The organism is Streptomyces sp. URMC 124 (genome assembly GCF_051386455.1).
In the GTDB taxonomy this organism is placed as follows: Bacteria; Actinomycetota; Actinomycetes; order Streptomycetales; family Streptomycetaceae; genus Streptomyces.
On the sequence record NZ_JBPQTS010000001.1, the window covers coordinates 60122 to 78125 of the forward strand.

At 75.1% G+C, this 18004-nt stretch carries 17 protein-coding genes; 7 read left to right on the plus strand and 10 right to left on the minus strand.

From position 1 onward, the window contains the following. Positions 1-114 precede the first annotated feature (114 nt). From ACSNOG_RS00250 to ACSNOG_RS00270, 5 genes are read left to right on the plus strand one after another with little or no spacing between them, the layout of a single operon-like run. Positions 115-909 carry a class I SAM-dependent methyltransferase gene (locus ACSNOG_RS00250; RefSeq protein WP_436750419.1) on the plus strand — a complete coding sequence of 265 codons (795 nt, stop codon included), beginning with the start codon at positions 115-117 and terminating at the stop codon, positions 907-909. 26 nt (positions 910-935) lie between these two features. Further along, a complete protein-coding gene (locus tag ACSNOG_RS00255) occupies positions 936-1829 on the plus strand; it encodes an FAD binding domain-containing protein (protein ID WP_436750420.1) in 894 nt (297 codons plus the stop codon). Beyond that, positions 1820-2302, plus strand: a complete 483-nt coding sequence (locus tag ACSNOG_RS00260; RefSeq protein ID WP_436750421.1) for a (2Fe-2S)-binding protein — start codon at positions 1820-1822, stop codon at positions 2300-2302. Before ACSNOG_RS00255 ends, ACSNOG_RS00260 begins: the two co-directional genes overlap by 10 nt. Then, positions 2299-4659 carry a xanthine dehydrogenase family protein molybdopterin-binding subunit gene (locus tag ACSNOG_RS00265; protein ID WP_436750422.1) on the plus strand — a complete coding sequence of 787 codons (2361 nt, stop codon included), beginning with the start codon at positions 2299-2301 and terminating at the stop codon, positions 4657-4659. The genes ACSNOG_RS00260 and ACSNOG_RS00265 overlap by 4 nt, the downstream gene beginning before the upstream one ends. Beyond that, positions 4656-5399 (plus strand): class I SAM-dependent methyltransferase, encoded by a 744-nt coding sequence (locus ACSNOG_RS00270; RefSeq protein WP_436750423.1) that lies wholly within the window; start codon positions 4656-4658, stop codon positions 5397-5399. Before ACSNOG_RS00265 ends, ACSNOG_RS00270 begins: the two co-directional genes overlap by 4 nt. Positions 5400-5452: 53 nt before the next feature. Here the strand turns inward: ACSNOG_RS00270 and ACSNOG_RS00275 are convergent, their stop codons facing one another. Then, the gene (locus ACSNOG_RS00275) at positions 5453-5758 is read right to left on the minus strand and encodes an ArsR/SmtB family transcription factor (RefSeq protein ID WP_436750424.1); all 306 of its coding nucleotides are present in this window, start codon (positions 5756-5758) and stop codon (positions 5453-5455) included. An 82-nt stretch (positions 5759-5840) separates the two neighbouring features. On the opposite strand from ACSNOG_RS00275, the gene ACSNOG_RS00280 reads away from it, so the two are divergent. Further along, on the plus strand, positions 5841-7313 hold the full coding sequence (locus ACSNOG_RS00280) for an MFS transporter (RefSeq protein ID WP_436750425.1): 1473 nt from the start codon (positions 5841-5843) through the stop codon (positions 7311-7313). Positions 7314-7470: 157 nt separating this feature from the next. Beyond that, entirely contained in the window at positions 7471-8097 is a 627-nt protein-coding gene (gene ribA, locus ACSNOG_RS00285; RefSeq protein ID WP_436750426.1) for a GTP cyclohydrolase II RibA, read from the plus strand. 39 nt (positions 8098-8136) lie between these two features. On the opposite strand, the gene ACSNOG_RS00290 is transcribed toward ribA, so the two are convergent. From ACSNOG_RS00290 to ACSNOG_RS00330, 9 genes are all read right to left on the minus strand, one after another. Then, a complete protein-coding gene (locus ACSNOG_RS00290) occupies positions 8137-11031 on the minus strand; it encodes a helix-turn-helix transcriptional regulator (protein ID WP_436750427.1) in 2895 nt (964 codons plus the stop codon). Positions 11032-11291: 260 nt separating this feature from the next. Further along, positions 11292-11753, minus strand: a complete 462-nt coding sequence (locus ACSNOG_RS00295; RefSeq protein ID WP_436750428.1) for an XRE family transcriptional regulator — start codon at positions 11751-11753, stop codon at positions 11292-11294. A 32-nt stretch (positions 11754-11785) separates the two neighbouring features. Continuing rightward, positions 11786-12946, minus strand: a complete 1161-nt coding sequence (locus tag ACSNOG_RS00300; RefSeq protein ID WP_436750429.1) for a DUF5954 family protein — start codon at positions 12944-12946, stop codon at positions 11786-11788. A gap of 79 nt (positions 12947-13025) precedes the next feature. Continuing rightward, positions 13026-13694 (minus strand): UdgX family uracil-DNA binding protein, encoded by a 669-nt coding sequence (locus tag ACSNOG_RS00305; protein WP_436750430.1) that lies wholly within the window; start codon positions 13692-13694, stop codon positions 13026-13028. Beyond that, a complete protein-coding gene (locus ACSNOG_RS00310) occupies positions 13694-14239 on the minus strand; it encodes a type 1 glutamine amidotransferase domain-containing protein (protein ID WP_436750481.1) in 546 nt (181 codons plus the stop codon). Before ACSNOG_RS00310 ends, ACSNOG_RS00305 begins: the two co-directional genes overlap by 1 nt. A gap of 46 nt (positions 14240-14285) precedes the next feature. After that, positions 14286-15242: a TIGR03557 family F420-dependent LLM class oxidoreductase gene (locus ACSNOG_RS00315; RefSeq protein WP_436750431.1), complete on the minus strand. Its 957-nt coding sequence runs from the start codon at positions 15240-15242 to the stop codon at positions 14286-14288. Positions 15243-15316: 74 nt separating this feature from the next. Next, positions 15317-16324, minus strand: a complete 1008-nt coding sequence (locus ACSNOG_RS00320) for an SDR family oxidoreductase (RefSeq protein ID WP_436750432.1) — start codon at positions 16322-16324, stop codon at positions 15317-15319. A 70-nt stretch (positions 16325-16394) separates the two neighbouring features. Further along, positions 16395-17516, minus strand: coding sequence for an enolase C-terminal domain-like protein (locus ACSNOG_RS00325; RefSeq protein WP_436750482.1), 1122 nt, complete (start codon positions 17514-17516; stop codon positions 16395-16397). Beyond that, on the minus strand, positions 17513-17977 hold the full coding sequence (locus tag ACSNOG_RS00330; protein ID WP_436750483.1) for a GMC family oxidoreductase: 465 nt from the start codon (positions 17975-17977) through the stop codon (positions 17513-17515). The genes ACSNOG_RS00325 and ACSNOG_RS00330 overlap by 4 nt, the downstream gene beginning before the upstream one ends. Positions 17978-18004: the final 27 nt, after the last annotated feature.

The window sequence follows — 18004 nt, forward strand, 5'->3', positions numbered from 1 at the left end:
CGGTACCGGCACCCAAATGCTCCGGGGCGTGTTACGGGGTGCTCCGTGATCCATGTGCCGCGCGGCGAACGGAATCGTGGAGTCCTGAACGTCCGGACGAAGGAGACGCGCCCCATGACCGACGCCGCCGACGGCCCCGCAGCGCACGCCGCCCACGACGATCTGCAGTACGACCGGATCGGCGGGGACTACGAGCTCGCCAAGCTGCTCCCGGCGACCCGGTTCGTGGAGCGGCCCAGCGTGCTGGGCCTGCTGGCCGACGTGCGGGGCCGCAGCGTCCTCGACCTCGCCTGCGGCACGGGCGTCTACAGCCGGTACGCCCGGCGGCTGGGCGCGCGGCGCGTCCTGGGCGTGGACATCTCCTCCAAGATGGTCGAGGTCGGCCGAGCGGCGGAGGAGCGGGAGCCGCTGGGTGTCGAGTACGCGGTCGGCGACGGCACCGAGCTGCCGCGGCTGGGCGACTTCGACGTGCTGCTGGCGGCGTACCTGTTCAACTACGCCGACTCGCCGGAGACGATGGCGCTCATGGCCCGGTCCTGCGCGCGCAACCTGCGCGAGGGCGGCGAGCTGCGGGCCCTGGTCGCGCGCCCGGAGTACGACTTCACCCGGCCGCAGCCGCACAAGTACGGCTTCTCCTTCGAGCGGGAGGCGGACCCGGCGCACGACGGCCGGATCCGGGTCACGGCCCACTCGCAGCCGCCGGTCAGTTTCAGCGCCTACCTGCCCGCCCGGCGGGTGTACGAGGAGGCGTTCACGGCCGCCGGGTTCCGCGACTGCGCCTGGAGCCCGGTGCAGCTGTCCGCCGACGGCGTCCTGGAGTTCGGCCCGGAGTACTGGGACGACTTCACGGCCAACCCGCCGTGGGTGCTCTTCCGCTGCGTCAAGGGCGCCGGGGACAGCCGCGGGTGAGCACGCGGACCAGGACCCCCCGCACCATGGACTTCCTGCTCCCCGAGCGCCTGGACGAGGTGCTTACGGCCCTGGCCGCCCGCCCGGGCACGGTTCCCGTGGCGGGCGGCACCGATGTGATGGTGCGGCTCGGCACGGGCCGCGAACGCCCTCCGGCCGCCGTCGACCTCACCCGGATCGCCCCCCTGGCCCGCTGGGAGCGGACGGCGGGCGAAGTGCGGCTGGGCGCGGCGGTGCCGTACACGCGGATCGCGGAGGAACTGGCCGCGCCGCTGCCCGGCCTCGCGGCGGCGGCCCGCACGGTGGGCTCGCGCCAGATCCGCAACCGCGGCACGGTGGGCGGCGCCCTGGGCACCGCCTCCCCCACCGGCGACGTCCACCCCGTGCTGCTGGCGTGCGGCGCGGAGGTGGAGCTGATCTCCGTGCGCGGCGCCCGCCGGGTGCCGGTGCGGGACTTCTACACCGGCCCGGGCCGCACCGTCCGCGCACCGGACGAGCTGATCCGCGCGGTGCGGGTGCGCGAGGCGGAGGGCCCGCAGACCTACGCCAAGGCCGCGCGGCGCGGCGCCGTGGTGATGGCGACCTGTTCGTTCGCGGTGGCGCTGTGGCCCTCCCGCGCGTGGGTGGGCACCGGCATCGGCTCGGCCGCGCCGGTGCCCCTGCCGGCCCTGGAGGCCGAGCGGTTCGTCGCCGGCGAGCTCACCGAGCGCCGGTTGTGGGAAACGAGGGGACCGCTGCCCGGCGGCGTGCTCGTGCGCTTCGGCGAGCTGGCCGCGGCGGCCACGGCACCCGCCGACGACGTGCGCGGCTCGTCGGCCTACCGCCGGCACGCGGTGGCGGTGCTGGCGCGCCGGACCCTGGGCCGGGCGTGGGACGAGCACCGCACGCGCCGGCGGACGGAAGAGGAGTCATGCGCCTGACCTTCACGGTGAACGGCGAGCAGCGCGACGTCGAGGGCGTGGCCGGGACGGAGAGCCTGCTGTACGTGCTGCGGCAGCGCCTCGGCCTGCACGGCGCGAAGAACGCCTGCGAGCAGGGCCAGTGCGGCTCGTGCTCGGTCCACCTGGACGGGGTGCTGGTGTGCGCGTGCCTGGTGCCCGCGCCCCAGGCCCACGGCCGGAGCGTGGGCACGGTCGAGGGCCTGGCCGGCGAGGACGGGCCGCACCCGGTGCAGGAGGCCTTCCTCGCCTGCGGCGCCGTGCAGTGCGGCTTCTGCACGCCCGGCATGCTCAAGGCCACCGAGGACCTGCTGCGCCGCTGCCCCGACCCGGGCGAGGCGGAGATCAAGGACGCCCTCGCGGGCAATCTCTGCCGCTGCACCGGCTACCGGCACATCCTCGAAGCCGTCCGGCTGGCCGCCGCCCGCACGCGAGCCCTGGAGTCGCGCCCGTGACCCCGTACGCCCCGCATCCCCGCCGCGCCCCCGGGACGGTCGGGGACAGCGCACCCCGCCCCGACGGCCCGCTGAAGGTCCGCGGCGCCTTCGCCTACTCCTCCGACCTGGAGGCGGAGGGCATGCTGTGGGGCACGACGCTGCGCAGCCCCCACCCGCGCGCCCGCATCCTCGCCGTCGACACCTCCGCCGCGCTGGCGCTGCCGGGCGTCCACGCGGTGCTGACCCACCGCGACGTGCCCGGGCGCAACCTGCACGGCTCGATGGTCGTCGACCAGCCGGTGCTCGCCGTGGACACCGTGCGCTACGAGGGCGAGCCGGTCGCCGTCGTGGCCGCCGAGGACCCGGAGACGGCCCGCCGCGCCGCGGAGCTGGTGGACGTCGCCTACGCGGTGCTGCCGCCGGTCACCGACGCCGAGGCGGCCCTGGCCGCGGACTCCCCCGCCGTGCACGCGGGCGGCAACCTGCTGCGGCACGTCCCCCTGCGCCGCGGCCGCGCCGCGCGCGGCGAGCCGCTCACCGCCGACGTCGTGGTGCGCGGCGTCTACGAGGTCGGCATGCAGGACCAGGCGTTCCTCGGGCCCGAGTCCGGCCTGGCCGTGCCCGACCCGGACGGCGGTGTGTCCCTGCACGTCGCCACGCAGTGGCTGCACGTGGACCACGACCAGGTCGTGGCGGCGCTCGGCCTGCCGCGCGAGAAGGTGCGGCTGTACCTGGCGGGCGTGGGCGGGGCGTTCGGCGCGCGCGAGGACCTGTCGATGCACGCGCACGCCTGCCTGCTGGCGCTGCGCACCGGCCGCCCGGTGAAGATGTGCTACACCCGCGGCGAGTCCTTCGTCGGCCACGTCCACCGCCACCCGGCGAAGATGGCCTACGAGCACGGCGCCACGCGCGACGGCAGGCTCGTCTACGTCAAGGCGTCGATCGTCCTCGACGGCGGCGCGTACTCCTCCAGCTCCCCCGCCGTGGCCGGCACCGTCGCCACCTGCTCGCTGGGCCCGTACGAGGTGCCGGACGCCGAGGTGGACGTGCGCGTCGTCTACACCAACAACCCGCCGTGCGGGGCGATGCGGGGCTTCGGTGCCGTGCAGGCCTGCTTCGGCTACGAGTCGCAGATGGACCGGCTCGCCCGCAAGCTCGGCATGGACCCGGTGGAGCTGCGGATCCGCAACGCGGTCGCCGAGGGCTCGGCGGTGGCCAACGGCCAGGTCCTGGACCACCCGGCGCCGGTCGCCGAGCTCCTGCGCCGGGTGCGGGAGCGGCCGATGCCCGGGCCGTCGCTGCCCGAGGGCGGCCACCTGGCCGGCACCACCTCGCGGGGCGAGTCGGTCGTGCGCGGCGTGGGCTACGCCGTCGGCTTCAAGAACGTCGGCTTCGTGGAGGGCTTCGACGACTACTCCACCGCCCGGGTGCGGCTGGAGGCCGGCGGCGGGCAGGTGCGGGCGGTGGTCACCAGCGCGGCGGCCGAGGTCGGCCAGGGCGTGGTGACCGTCCAGGCCCAGATCGCCCGCACCGAACTGGGCGTCGAGCAGGTGGCGGTGGAGTTCGGGGACAGCGCCTTCGGCTCGGCCGGCCCCTCCTCGTCCTCCCGCCAGACCTATGTCACCGGCGGTGCGGTCAAGGCGGCCGCCGAGGCGGTGCGGGCCCGCGTCCTGGAGCACGCGGAGCGGCTGCTGGGACGGCCCGGAGCCGCCACGGGCCTGTCGGGCGAAGCGGTGACCGGAGCCGGCGGGGAGGTGCTGTGCAAGCTGGCCGACGTGCTGGGCGACGAGGCCGTCGAGGAGACCGTGGAGTGGCACCACCGGCCGACGTTCCCCCTGGACCCGCGTACGGGGCAGGGCGACTCGGTCTTCCAGTTCGCCTTCGCCGCGCACCGGGCGGTGGTGGACGTGGACGTCGAGCTCGGCCTCGTGCGGACGGTCGAGATCGCCACCGCGCAGGACGTCGGCAAGGCCGTCAACCCGCAGGCTCTGCTGGGCCAGATCCACGGCGGCACGGTGCAGGGCCTGGGGCTCGCGCTGATGGAGGAGATCCGCGTCGAGGGCGGCCTGATGCAGAACCCCTCGTTCACCGACTACCTGATCCCGACCGTCCACGACGTGCCGCCGATGCACGTGGACGTGCTCGAACTGGCCGACCCGCACGCCCCCTACGGCGTGCGCGGCGTGGGCGAGCCGCCGAACATCTCCAGCCCCGCCGCCGTGGCGGCCGCCGTGCGCGACGCCACCGGCCTGGCCCTGCCGCGCATTCCGCTGCGCCCGGAGGACGTGGCGGGGCTGACGGCCGCGGACGACGCCACCGCCCTCCCCGAGCCGGTCGCGGCCGGGGCCCCGCCCACCGGAGGAGACCCCTCATGACCCAAGAGCGCACCGCTGCGCAGTACGACGTGATCGGAGCCCGCTGGGAGGACGCGCGGTCGCTGCCCACGGTCCACCCCGAGCGCGCGAGCTTCCTGGCCCTGCTCGGCGACGTGAGCGGGCTGGACGTCCTCGACCTGGCGTGCGGCGACGGCTTCTACACCCGCCAGGCGAAGATGCTGGGCGCGCGGCGTGTGGTGGGCGCGGACGTCTCCGAGGAGATGGTCGCGGCCGCGCGGGCGGTCGAGGAGCGGGCGCCGCTGGGCACCCGCTACGTGGCCGCGGACGCCGCGGACCTGCCGGACCTCGGCCGCTTCGACCTGGTGACCGCGGCCTACCTGCTGAACTACGCGCGGGAGGAGGCGACGCTCGCGGCCATGTGCCGCGGCGCCTTCGAACGGCTGCCGCGGGGCGGGCGGTTCGTCGGGGTCACGCAGAACCCGCACTTCTCCTTCGAGGGGCCGCGGCCCGACCCGTACGGCTTCGTCTTCGACGCCCTGGAGACCTCGGGCTTCGGCACCCGGATCCGCGTCACCGCGGCGCTGGAGCCGCCGATCACCTTCGAGACGTGCCTGATCCGGCCGGAGGTGTACGAGGCGGCGTTCGCGGCGGCGGGGTTCACGAAGCTGTCGTGGGTGCCGCTGCACGTGCCGGAGGCGGCGGTCGAGCGCTTCGGGGCCGCGTACTGGGAGGGGTTCCTGGCCAACCCGCCCATCGTCATGTTCGAGGCGGTCCGCTGACGGCGCGCCGTGGGCCCCGGTGACCGTGCGGGCACCGGGGCGGGGCGGTACGGTCAGCCGGCGGCGGCCAGCCGGGGCGGCTGGATGGCCGCCAGGAGCTGGTGGAGCCGGTCGAGCCCGTCGGGGCGGACCGAATAGCAGATCTGGGTGCCGCGGCGGCGGGTGACCACGAGGCCGGCCTCGCGCAGCACCTTCAGGTGCTGGCTGATGGTGGGCTGGGTGACCTCGAAGAGCTCGGTGAAGTCACAGGCGCACGTCTCGGGTTCGGCCGCCAGCGCGCGCATGATGCCGAGCCGCACGGGGTGGCCGAGCGCCCGGAGCATGGCGACGTCCGTCTTGTCCTCCGCAGTGTCTCTCACGTTTGACAGGCTATCAAACAGCGCCTATATAGTGGATCTCCTAAATAGCAAATTGCCTATGTACCGCTGGTTCGGAGGTCCGATGACCGACAAGACCGAGGCGCCCGCCGCCGACCCCGCCGAGGGCGGCGTCCTCTCGCCGCAGTACCGCGCGCTGTCCTTAGGGCTGATCACGTCCGTCACCCTGGTGGCCTTCCTCTGGCTGGGTGTCGCGACCGTCCTGCCCGAGGCCGCCGAGGACCTGGACGGGGTCCACCTCTTCGGCTGGGCCTTCACCGCCTTCATGCTCGCCAACCTCTTCGGCACCATCGCCGCCGGACAGGGCGCCGACAAGGCCGGGCCCACCCGCCCCTACGTGCAGGCCTTCATCGTCTTCGTCATCGGCTGCGTGGTCGCCGCGGTGGCCACCAACTGGTGGATCCTGCTGGCGGGCCGCATCCTCCAGGGCCTGGGCGTCGGCGGCGTGCTGGCCCTGGCCTACCTGATCGTCGGCCTCGCCTACCCCGACGCCCTGCGCGCCCGGATGCTCGCGCTCGTGGCCTCGGCCTGGACGCTGCCCGCCCTGCTCGGCCCGGCCATCGCGGGCGCGATCGCGGGCGCCACCAACTGGCGCGTGGTCTTCCTGATCCTCGTCCCCCTGGTGCCCGTCGCCGCGCTGCTCACCCTGCCGGCGATGCGCAAGCTCAAGCCCACCGGCGACGGCACGCCGGGCGAGAACCGGCTGCCGCTGACGGTGCTGCTGGTGCTCGGCGTCGGCGCACTGCTCGCCGGCCTGGAGAACCGCAACATCGCCGTGCTGGTGCCGCTGGTCGTGGTCGGCATCGCGATCACCCTGCCCGTGCTGAACAAGCTGCTCCCCGCGGGCACGCTCACCGTCCGCCGCGGCATGCCCGCCGGCATGGTCGTGCGCGGTCTGGTCAGCGCCGCCTACTACGGAGGCGAGTCCTTCTTCCCGCTCAGCATGACCCGCGTCCTCGGCCTCAACACGCTCGGCTCCGGCCTCGCGCTGTCCGCGGGCGCCCTCACCTGGGTCAGCGGCGCCTGGCTGCAGGCCAAGCTGGACACCCGCAGCGGCGGCAAGGGCCGGCACGCCCGCGTCGTCCTCGGCTTCGTCCTCCTCGTGGCCGGTGACGCCCTGATCGCCCTGGCCGTCGGCACCGGCCTCAAGAGCGTCCCGCTCGCGATCGTCGGCTGGGCCGTCGCCGGTCTCGGCATGGGCTTCGTCTACCCCGCCGTCACCACGATCGTCCTGTCGCTGGCCCCCAAGGGCAAGGAGGGCTCGGCCAGTTCCAGCCTGCAGCTGTGCGAGACGCTGTCCGTGGCCGTGATGACCGGCCTCGGCACGGCCATCACCGCCTACGGCTCCTCGCACGACTGGAACGACAGCCGCGGGCTCGGCATCATCTACGTCATCGCCGCGGTGTGCGCCTTCCTCGGCATCGCCGCGGGACTGCGCACCGCGGTCCGCAAGTTCGCGGGCAACGGCGGGCAGCCCGGGGAGGAGGAGGCGCCCGCGGCCGCCGCACCGCTGCAGGAATCGGAGCGCACCGCCTGATTCCCGCCCCCGCGGGCACCCGGTTCGGTGCGCGGCGCGGAAAAGCTTCGGTCGCTGTACCGGGCCGGTCCGTGCTGTGCACCACCACCCCGGCCGTGATGCTGGAGTGACCCGGGGCGAACGACGCGCCGGTTGTGCATCTCCGTGGGAGGCAGCCGTGCCCGAAGTGCTGAACTGCGATGTGCTGAACGGCGAGACGTGGGGCCCGTCCCCGTCCCCGGCGGACCCCCGCCGGGGCGGGGCCCGCATCCGCTCCCGCGTCGAGATCCCGCTCCACCTGGCCGACGGCTCCTGGCAGACCGCGCACGTCATCACCTTCGACGGGCTCTCCGACGGCCTGGAGCACATCGCGGTGTCCTACAGCCGTGACCCGGGCGTCCCGCTGGTCCGCGTCCACTCGGAGTGCCTGACCGGCGACGTCCTCGGCTCGGGCCGGTGCGACTGCGGGCCGCAGCTGGACGAGTCGCTGCAGCGGGTGGCCGCCGACGGCGGCATCCTGATCTACCTGCGCCAGGAGAGCACGGGCGGCGCGGACCTCAGCCTCTACGACAAGCTCGACGCGTACAGCGTCCAGGACCGCGGCCCCGGCGGCGCCGGAACCGGCCACGGCCTGCGCCTGGCGGACGACGCCCGCGACTACCACGCGGCCGCCCAGATGCTGCGGGCCCTCGGGGTCGGCCGGGTCAGGCTGCTGACCAGCAACCCCGACAAGGTGCGGCAGCTGAGCTGGTACGGCATCGCGGTCGAGGAGCGGCTGGACTTCGCCGGCCGGCGCGGCGCGTGAGGTACCGCACCCGGCCGGCGGCGCGCGGCGCCGGCCGCCTCAGACGGCCGCCCGGTCACGGGCACCGCTGCGGACCTCCGGCCAGACCCGCTCCGCGGAGCGCTCGGACCCTGCCGGGCCACCGTCCTGCAGCTCCGCGAAATAGTCCGCCAGGCCGGAGCGGCCCGTCACCGCCAGCTTGCGGTAGACGCGGCTCAGGTGCAGCTCGACGGTGCGCTGGGTGACGAAGAGCTTCCCGGCGATCTCGCGGTTGGTGAACTTGGCGACCGCCATGAGCGCGACGCGGCGCTCGGTCGGAGTGAGGGCGTCGATGCCCACCTCGGTCGGCCGCCGCGGCCGGGCCCCGGCCACCAGCAGCTCCTGACGGGCCGTCTGGGCCAGCACGGCCGCCCCGCACTGCTCGGCCAGCGACTGCGCGCGCCGCAGGTGCTCGCGCGCCTCGCCGAGCCGGCTGGACTTGCGCATCAGGATGCCGAGGTCGGTGAGCACCCGCGCCAGGTCCAGCCGGGCGGAGGACTCCTCCAGGACCTCGACGGCCTCCCGCAGCGCCTCCTCGCCGCCCAGGCCCTTGGCCAGCAGCCCGCTCGCCCGCAGGGCCCGGCCGGTCGCCCGCCGGCCGCCCCACTGGCGGGCGCGGGCGAGCTCCTCGTCGACCAGGACGAGCGCGGCGTCGCGCTCACCGAGCGCGGCGTGGACCAGGGCCGCCTCGGAACGCCAGGAGAGCACGGCGGGGTTGAGCTGGCCGGCGGCGGCCAGCCGGCGGCCGCACTCCAGCAGGTCGGCGAGCCCCGCCTGCGGATGGCCGCAGGCCACGCGGAGCCGTCCGCGGTGGAAGAGCAGGGCCGCGAAGCCCGCGCCCCCGGGCACGTCGCCGTCCAGGGCGAAGTCGCTCAGGGCCCGGTTGGCCTCGCGCAGCTCGCCGGTCTCCAGCAGCGAGGCGACGACCGCCGCCACCGCCTGGCCGGTGCGGCTCCAGTGCCCGGAGGGCGAGGTCCCGGCGGGCTCCAGGGCGCTGCGGGCGTCCTCCAGGCAGCCGGGTATGTCACCGGTGCGGTAGCGCACTTCGGCGCGCATGCTGTGGGCGATGGTGAGCAGGGTGCGCGAGCCCTCGGCCCGGGCGCGGTCCAGCAGCGCCTGGCACTCGGACAGGGCCAGGTCGAGCTCGTCGGCGCGGGCGAGCACCTGCAGCGGCACGGTGCGGGTCGCGATGCGCCAGTCGAGGCTGGTGTGCTCCTCCTGCAGCGCCTGCCGGGCCTGGTGGACGGCGCGGTCGCGCTCCTCGCCGCGGCGCGAGGAGCGCAGGGCCGCCAGGCTCAGCCGGGTGTGGCGCTCGCCCGGGGTGGCTCCGGCCTCCAGCGGGAGCAGGTCCCCCACTCCGGCGCAGTCCGCCTCGACGGCCGCGTCGACCGCGTGGTTGAGCTCGCGCAGCAGGCACCGCTCGGCGCGCAGCACGGCCGCGGAGGGCTCCTCGGCGCTGCGGGCCTCCGCCACCCCTTCCAGGAGGACGTGCTCGGCCTCCTCGGGGCGGCCCAGGAGCTGCAGGGCGTGGGCGATGCACAGACGGATGTCGGCGCGCCCGGCGGCGTCGGGCTGGAGGGCGAGCGCGCGCCGCAGGTGCTCGACGGCGGCGGCCGGGTCGGCGGCGAGCTCGATCTCGCCGAGCGCGCGCAGCAGTTTGGCCCGGCACCGGCCTTCGCACTCCTCCAGGCCGCGGTGGAGGTAGGCCCGGGCCCGGTCCGGCTCGCCGCGCTGGATCACCTCTCCGGCGGCCGTGCACAGCACGGAGCAGGTCCAGTGCAGGCCGAGGGTGCTGCGGACGCGCAGGAGCTGGGCGGCGACCCGCTCGGCGGGGGCGCCCGACTCGTGCAGGAGCTGGGCGGCGCGGGCGTGCAGGGCGTCGCGGCGGCTGGGCGGGATGCGGGCCAGGACCGCGGTGCGCAGGACCGGTCGGGCGAAGCGGACGACGGTGTCCTGCCCGGTGAGGGCGCCGGCACGAACGAGGGCGTCGACGACGTCGGCCGCGTCCAGGGCGTCCAGGCCGAGCAACCGGGCGATCATGGGGGTGGTGGCGGAGCCGTCGAGGACGGCGGTGGCCTGGAGCACGGCGGCGGCGCCGGGGTAGGCGCGGTCGTAGCGCGGCAGGAGGGTGTCGGCGACCTCCACCGGGGCGAGTTCGCCGATGCGGCCGGCGGCGTCGGCGTCGGGCCGCAGGCCGTGCAGGCGCATGACGCGGAAGAGGGCTTCGAGGAGGTAGGGGCTGCCGCCGGTGGCGGTGCGGCACGCGGCGACGAAGCGGGGGTCGGGCGCCGTGTCGGCGGCATCCGGGACGGTGAAGGTGGCGGCGGCGATCCGGGCGGTGTCCTCGGTGGTGAGGTCCCGTAAGAGGACGCGGTGGCGGAACGAGGAGAGCACCTCCGCCAGCACCGGGTCGCCGGGGGTCTCGCCGAGGGCGACGGTGGCGACGAGGGCGACCGGGGTGTTCTCCAGCCGGGCCATCAGATAGCCGAGGCAGCGCAGGGACGCGGTGTCGGCCCACTGGAGGTCGTCGATGGCCAGCATCAGCGGGGTGCCCGCGGACAGCAGGCGGGCGAGCGGGTGGACCGCGCCGGCGCCGGGCGCGGCGTGCGGGGCGTAGGGGGCGGGGCAGTTCAGGTGGGTCTCCCAGGGGTCGGCTGCCGCCCGGCCGCCGGGGCCCTCCCGGCCCGCGTCGGTGCCGTCCAGGATGCTCCGGGCCCCGGCCATGAGCTGCTGGGCGATGCTGTATTCGACGTCCTGCTCGGAGGCGCGGGCCCGTGCGGAGAGCAGGTGGAGGCCGTGCTCGCCGGCCTGGTCCATGGCGTGGCGCAGGAGTCTGGTGCGCCCCATGCCGGCCGTGCCTTCGATGAGGATGCTCTGGCCCCGGCCGTCACCGGCGGCTTTCAGGATGTCGTGCACGCGCGTGCCCTCCCCGTAAGGCGGCGGGGCCGTCCCGGAGCCGATTGCCACTCCCCCGGGTCCCCCGCGCTCGGCCCGGTCTTTGCTGCCGTGACGCCGTGGGTAGTGATGTGTCTCAGGAGGCCGGACCGTGAAGTCGAAGACGTTAACTCATATGAACAAGCTGACCAATAGTTGGTTCACCGTAGCTTATGGCGACACAAGAAGTGACCCTAACTTGAGAGTTGGGGCATTTCAACCGCATGGCGAAGCCGCGGGCGCTACGCGCGCCTCGTGCCCTGCTCCAGCTCGCGGAGCTGGCGGATCATGTCGGCGGCCATCCGCTTCCCCTCCGGGGAGAGCGCCGCGAGGTCGCCGCGCAGATAGACCGCGCTCACCCCGGCATCGGCCATGGCCTGGTCCAGCTCGCGGCCGGCCAGCACCTCCTCGTCGATGATCCGCCGGGCCACGTCGTCCTCGGTGAAGTAGGAGACGGGCACGTCGAAATAGGTCGCGAGCGCGCGCAGGTGCCGCAGCGTCGGATTCGTGCGCTCGCCGCGGTGCAGCTGCCACAGATACACGCTGGAGAACGTCTCGCCCGACTGCGCGGCGATCTCCGCCGCCAGCTTCTTGTAGGACGGCTTCCCGTTCTCGCTGGGACCGGCTCGCATCTTGAGCAGGTGGTCGAGCTTCTGCGCCACCGTCAGCCGGCGCCGGTCAGGACCGTCCCTCTCTTCACTCATCGTCTGCCAACCCCCCTCTGCACGGCACCAGTTTAGGCACGACGGGCCTGGTCCTGCGGATCCGGGCCCTGCGGCGCCCCGCCGCGCCCGGCTTCGTCGAGCCGGCGCCTGCGCTCCTGCTCCTTGCGGGCGAGCGCCATCATCTCCTTCGCCTCTGCGGAAGGCTCGAAGTCCTCGTCGTCCTCGTCGTCACCGATCAGGCCCTGCTCGCGCAGCTGCAGGTCGTGCACCTTGACGGGCGGCTGGGGGTCGTGGTCGGAGGGGCGCGGCCCCTCCGGGCCGTCCGGTCCGACGCGCACCAGGCGCTCGATGCGCACCACGCGGAAGCGCCGGCCGGCCGCCTCCGCCTCCGCGCCGCACTCGGCGTCCAGCCGGTCCGCCGCCCGGGCGTACTCCTCGCGCTCCGCCTCGTCCAGCCGCAGCAGCACCGGGGCCATGACCCGCAGGTCCATCGCGAGGGCGTCGCGCGCCGCCTGGGGCGTGGGGCAGCCGGTGGTCACGGGCTCCCATTGCCCGCCCGAGTACTCCGTGATCATGTACGCGGCGGGGAGCAGCACGCCGCCCGGGTGGGTGGCGGCGGCCCGCAGCGAGTCGGCCCGCACGCCGGGGGGCACGGTGCCGGGGCCCTGGACCAGCGACAGCAGCTCGGCCTTGAGGATGCCCTCGGACAGGCCCGTGGCCGTGAGGGTGTCGAGGACCATTCCCTCGACGGGGTCGGGCACCTCGTGGGACCGGCCGGGCGCGGCCGGGTCGGGGTCCGAAGGGCGCGGCGGCTCGGGCCCGTCGGGGCCGGTCCGGACGAACTGCTCCGCGCGCACGACCCGGTGGCGGCTGCCCCGCACCGTCATCTCGTCGACGGCTTCCCAGTCCAGCCGTTCGGCGGCCGCGCCGTACTCCTGCGCCGCGGCGCCGTCGCCGGACTCCTCCGCGGCGCGGGCGGCCCGGCGGAAGAGGGCGGCCATGGTGTCGCGGGAGTCCTGGGGCGCGCGGTCGCCGATGGGGGTCAGCACCTGCCAGCCGCCCTCCTCCCGCTCGCGCACGACGCCGAAGACGGGTCCGCCGCCCCCGAGGATCTCGGGGTACGCCTCGCGTGCCCGCCAGGCCTCCTCGTCCGCCAGGGCGGCGACCGGGGCGTCGGGCGCAGCCATCCTGATCTGCCGGTACCCCGGCACTCGCTCGCTGTGATCGGACATGCACTCAGCATGTCGCGCAAGGCCGCTCCCGCGCAGGAAAACGCCCTTCCCGCCGGGTGCTTTCCCGGCCCCGGCCCCCTCACGCGCTCCCGTCACGCAGCAGCCGGGCCGCCACCCCGAGGTCCGAGACCAGGCCCGCGTAGGCGTCGGCGCGGGCCGCGGCGTCCGCGCGCAGGACGGCCGAGGGGTGGATGGTCGCGACCAGTGTGCCCTCGCCCTCCCCGCCGCCGTCCGGTGACGGCAGCGCCAGGGGGACGCCGCGCTGCTGCGTGACCCGGAAGGACGAGCCGAGCAGGGACTTGCCCGCGGTCGCGCCGAGGGCGACGACCACCTCCGGGCCGATCAGGCGCAGTTCGGAGGCGAGCCAGGGGCGGCAGGCGCTGATCTCGTGCAGGTTGGGCGCCTTGTGGATGCGGCGCTTGCCGCGCGCCTGCACCTCGAACTTGAAGTGCTTGACGGCGTTGGTGACGTACGCCTCCGCCGGGTCGATGCCGGCTTCCGCGAGCGCCCGGGTCAGCACGCCTCCGGCCGGGCCGACGAAGGGCTCCCCTTTGCGGTCCTCCTGGTCGCCCGGCTGCTCGCCGACGAGCACCACCCGGGCGGAGGCGTCGCCGGAGCCGAAGACGGTCTGGGTGGCCTCGCGGAACAGCGGGCAGCCCCGGCAGCCGGCCGCGGCGTCCCGCAGGCCCCGCAGATCCGCCCCGCCGGGGACGAAGGGCCCCGCGTCGTAGTCCTCCGGACCGGGCATCAGTCGCCCGACGCCTTGCGGAACTCGGTCATGAAGGCCGCGCAGAACGCCTTGAGGTCGTCCGGCTTGCGGCTGGTGATCAGGGTGGCGGGGGCGCAGGTGCAGACCTTGGCCTCCTCGTCCACCCAGGTGCCGCCCGCGTTGCGGATGTCGGTGCGCAGGCTCGGCCAGGACGTCAGGGTGCGTCCGCGCACGACGCCGGCCTCGATGAGGGTCCAGGGGGCGTGGCAGATCGCCGCGACGGGCTTGCCGGCCTCGAAGAAGTCCTTGACGAAGGAGACGGCCCGCTCGTCCATGCGCAGGAAGTCGGGGTTGGCGACGCCGCCGGGCAGGACGAGTCCGTCGAAGTCGCCGGCGCGCGCCGTGGCCACGTCCTCGTCGACGGCGAAGGTGTCCGCCTTGTCGAGGTGGTGGTAGGCCTGGATGCGACCGGCCTTCGTGGACACCAGCCGCGGCGCGCCGGAGGCCTCCAGCACGGCCCGCCAGGGCTCGGTCAGCTCGACCTGCTCGACACCCTCGGGTGCCGCCAGGAACGCGATCCGCATGGTCATGAAGCTCCCTTTCCTCGGTCCGGCCGGGCGCCGGGGGCGCTCAGTCCGGCAGTTGCGGCAGCACCTTGCTGCGGTAGAAGTCGAAGAAGCCGCGCTGGTCGGGCCCGATCTGGTTGACGAAGACGGTGTCGAAGCCGGCGTCGGCGTAGGCGCGCACCGCGGCCAGGTGCGCGTCCACGTCGTCCCCGCAGGTGACCGCGTCGGCCACGCGCTCCACCGGGACCAGCTCGCTCGCCTGTTCGAAGTGGCGCGGGGTCGGCAGGATCTGGGGCAGCTCACCGGGGAGCTGTTCGCTGGCCCACAGCCGGTGCGCGGTGCGCTCGGCCTCCTCGCGGTCGGTGGCCCAGCACACCTTCAGCCCGCCGTGCACGGGCTTGGCTCCGCCTCCGCTGCGCCGGAAGCGGTCGACCGCCTCCGCGTCGGGGGCCATGGTGATGAAGCCGTCGCCGATGCGCCCGGCCAGCTCGGTCGCGGTCGGCCCGAAGGCCGAGACGTCGATGGGCACCGGCTCGTCCGGCACGGTGTACAGCCGGGCGTTCTCCACGGTGTAGTGCTTGCCGTGGTGGCTGACCTCGCCGCCCTCGAAGAGGAGCCGCATCACCTGGACGGCCTCCTGCAGCATCTCCAGCCGGACCGCCGCCTGCGGCCAGGCGCCGCCCAGGACGTGCTCGTTGAGCGCTTCGCCGCTGCCCACGCCGAGCCGGAAGCCCCCTCCGAGCTGGACGGCGGCCGTGGCCGCCGCCTGGGCGGTGACGACCGGGTGCAGGCGCATGATCGGGCAGGTGACGGCCGTCCGGACGGGCAGGGAGGTGGCCTGCGAGAGCGCGCCGATCACCGACCAGACGAAGGGGCTCTGCCCCTGGGCGGAGTTCCACGGGTGGAAGTGGTCGGAGATCCACAGGGAGGTGAAGCCGGCCTGCTCGGCCATGCGCGCCTGTTCGACCAGGTCGGCGGGGCCGTGTTCCTCGGTGGACAGGAAGTAGCCGTATTCCGTCATCGGGGGTGTCCTCCTGGAGGGCGGGGCTTCGGGCCCCTGGGTATCCACACGGGCGGCGGGGAAACACCGGGCCGTCAGTCCCGGCGCCGCCGCAGCAGCGTCCGGACGGCGGCGGCCGTGCCGAGCAGCGCCGCGGCCGGCAGGAGGAGCGGGTGCCGGGCGAGGGCGGCCTGCGGGGAGCGCGCGTGGGACTCGGCGTCGAAGACGCCGTGGGCGCCGTAGTCGCCCCCGCCGGTGTCGTCCACGGGCTCCCACAGGTTGTGCGGCCGGTCCGCCCGCACCTGCTCGTCGGTCTGCTGCGCGTCGATGCCGGTGCGGGCCAGGTAGCGGTCCAGGAGACCGGGGGCGGCCTTGTCGGCGAGGATCGTCGCGACGGTGGAGGCGCCGACGTAGTACTGCTTGCGCCGCGGGTGCGCGGCCGCGTGGAGGACGGCGCGGGCGGCGACCTCGGGCTGGTAGACGGGCGCGACGGGCCGGGGGTGGTTCGGCAGCCGGGAGAGGACCCAGGAGAACTGCGGCGTGTTGACCGCGGGCATCTGCACGACCGTCACGCGCACGTTGCTGTGGCGGGCGAGCAGCTCCGTCCGTACCGCCGAGGTGAAGCCGTTGACGGCGTGCTTGGCGCCGCAGTAGGCGGACTGCAGGGGGACGGAGCGGTAGCCGAGCGCCGAGCCGACCTGGACCACGGTGCCCGCGTCGCGCGGCAGCATCCGGCGCAGGGCCGCCCGGGTGCCGTGGACGCAGCCGAGGTAGGTGACGGCGGTGACGCGCTCGTACTCGTCCGGCTCGATCCGGGTGAAGGGGGCGAAGACGGAGACGAAGGCCGCGTTGACCCACACGTCGATCGGGCCGAACGCCTCCTCCGCCGCGTCCGCCGCGGCCTCGACCTGGGCGTGGTCGGCCACGTCGGTGGGCAGCACGAGGGCCTTGCCGCCCAGCTCGGCGACCTCGGCCGCGGCGGCGGCCAGCCCGCCGTCGCCCCGGGCCAGCAGCGCCACCCGTGCGCCCCGGCGGGCGAACATGCGGGCCGTCGCGCGGCCGATCCCGGCGCTGGCGCCGGTGATGACGACGGTCTGGCTCATGGGACTCCTTTCCCGGGGGCGGTGTTCGTCCCGTCCCGAGGCCGGTGCTCGGGGCGGAGGGGGCGGGCGGTCACCGGACCCGGTACGGTTCGGCGCGGCCGGCGAGCAGCACCAGGCCGTGCCCGGGCGTGCCCTCCGCCCCGGGGCGGACGCTTCCCCCGCCCGGGTCGAGGGCTCCGGCGAAGAACAGCGACTCGATCCTGGTGTGGTCGTGGAACCACTCCAGGTGGCGCAGGTTGGGCACGGCGGCCGCGGCGTGTGCGTGGACGTGCGGCGCACAGTGCCCGGAGATCTCCAGCCCGGCCGCCTCGGCGAGGGCGGCGGCCCGCAGCCAGACGGTGATGCCGCCGCAGCGGGTGGCGTCGGCCTGGAGGCAGTCCACGGCGCCGGCGGCGAGCATGGCGCCGAAGTACGGGAGGGCGTAGCCGTATTCGCCGGCGGCCACGTCGGCGAATACGGCGCCACGGATCCCGGCGAGGCCGGTCAGGTCGTCGGAGGAGACGGGTTCCTCGAACCACACGACGCCGTGGGCGTCGAGGTGGCGGGCCACGCGGACCGCCTGCTTGCGGGCGTAGGCGCCGTTGGCGTCCACGTAGAGCTCGGCGCCGTCGCCGATGCTGTGCCGGGCGCGGGCGACGCGGTGGCGGTCGCGGTCCTCGGCCCCGCCCCGGTCCTCACCGATCTTGATCTTGACGCGGGGGATGCCGAGCTCCTCGGTCCAGCCGCGCAGCTGGCGGTCCTGGCGGTCGTCGTCGTAGGTGGTGAAGCCGCCGCTGCCGTAGACGGGCACCTCGGCCCGGCTCGCGCCGAGCAGCCGCACCAGGGGCAGGCCGAGGAGCCGGGCCTTGAGGTCCCACAGCGCGACGTCGACGGCCGAGAGGGCGCCGGCGACCAGGCCGGGCCGGCCGGTGTTGCGCACCGCGCGGCTCATCGCCTCGTTGGCCGCCGGCACGTCGAAGGCGCAGCGGCCGGTGACGACGTCCGCGAGCCGGCCGGTGATCACGTCGGCGGTGGCGGGGGCGCCGTAGGTCCATCCGGTGCCGGTGGTCTCGCCGCACCGCACGGTCGCCAGGATCAGGGTGGTCGCGTCCCAGGCGATCGTGCCGTCGGCCTCGGGGGCGTCCGTGGGGACGGTGTAGACGGCGGTCGTGACCTCCTCGACGGCGGGGTCGTCCGCGCCCGGGCGGGTCACCGGCGGGCTCCGGCGGGCGAGCGCAGGCCGCCGCGCGCTCCGGCGGCCAGCCGTCCGGCGGCGCGGTCGACGAGCGCCATGATGGTCAGGGCGGGGTTGGCGCTGCCCTGGGTGGGCAGCACGCTGCCGTCGGTGACGAGCAGGTTGGGCACGGCGAAGGTGCGCAGGTCCGCGTCGACGACGCCGTTCTCGGGGCCCGCGGCCATCCGGCAGCCTCCGACGAGGTGCGCGTACCGGTTGATCGTGATCACTTCGGTGGCGCCGGCCGCGCGCAGGACGTCCTCCATCACCGTGCGCGCCGCCCGGATCAGCATGCGGTCGTTGTCGCACTGGCTGTAGGAGAAGTGGGCGACGGGCAGCCCGTAGCGGTCCTTCTCCTGCGAGAGGGTCACCCGGTTGCCCGGCAGCGGCAGCAGTTCGCACAGCGCGCCCAGGGTCGCCCAGTGGACGTAGTCCCGCATGTACGTGCGCAGGTCCTCGCCCCAGTG

What these genes read in the sequence shown, in the direction of transcription:
- ACSNOG_RS00250 (WP_436750419.1), top strand. Translation starts at nt 115, where the DNA reads ATGACCGACGCCGCCGACGGCCCCGCAGCGCACGCCGCCCACGACGAT.
- ACSNOG_RS00255 (WP_436750420.1), top strand. Translation starts at nt 936, where the DNA reads ATGGACTTCCTGCTCCCCGAGCGCCTGGACGAGGTGCTTACGGCCCTG.
- ACSNOG_RS00260 (WP_436750421.1), top strand. Translation starts at nt 1,820, where the DNA reads ATGCGCCTGACCTTCACGGTGAACGGCGAGCAGCGCGACGTCGAGGGC.
- ACSNOG_RS00270 (WP_436750423.1), top strand. Translation starts at nt 4,656, where the DNA reads ATGACCCAAGAGCGCACCGCTGCGCAGTACGACGTGATCGGAGCCCGC.
- ACSNOG_RS00280 (WP_436750425.1), top strand. Translation starts at nt 5,841, where the DNA reads ATGACCGACAAGACCGAGGCGCCCGCCGCCGACCCCGCCGAGGGCGGC.
- ACSNOG_RS00295 (WP_436750428.1), bottom strand. Translation starts at nt 11,753, where the DNA reads ATGAGTGAAGAGAGGGACGGTCCTGACCGGCGCCGGCTGACGGTGGCG.
- ACSNOG_RS00300 (WP_436750429.1), bottom strand. Translation starts at nt 12,946, where the DNA reads ATGTCCGATCACAGCGAGCGAGTGCCGGGGTACCGGCAGATCAGGATG.
- ACSNOG_RS00305 (WP_436750430.1), bottom strand. Translation starts at nt 13,694, where the DNA reads ATGCCCGGTCCGGAGGACTACGACGCGGGGCCCTTCGTCCCCGGCGGG.
- ACSNOG_RS00310 (WP_436750481.1), bottom strand. Translation starts at nt 14,239, where the DNA reads ATGCGGATCGCGTTCCTGGCGGCACCCGAGGGTGTCGAGCAGGTCGAG.
- ACSNOG_RS00315 (WP_436750431.1), bottom strand. Translation starts at nt 15,242, where the DNA reads ATGACGGAATACGGCTACTTCCTGTCCACCGAGGAACACGGCCCCGCC.
- ACSNOG_RS00320 (WP_436750432.1), bottom strand. Translation starts at nt 16,324, where the DNA reads ATGAGCCAGACCGTCGTCATCACCGGCGCCAGCGCCGGGATCGGCCGC.
- ACSNOG_RS00330 (WP_436750483.1), bottom strand. Translation starts at nt 17,977, where the DNA reads ATGCGGGACTACGTCCACTGGGCGACCCTGGGCGCGCTGTGCGAACTG.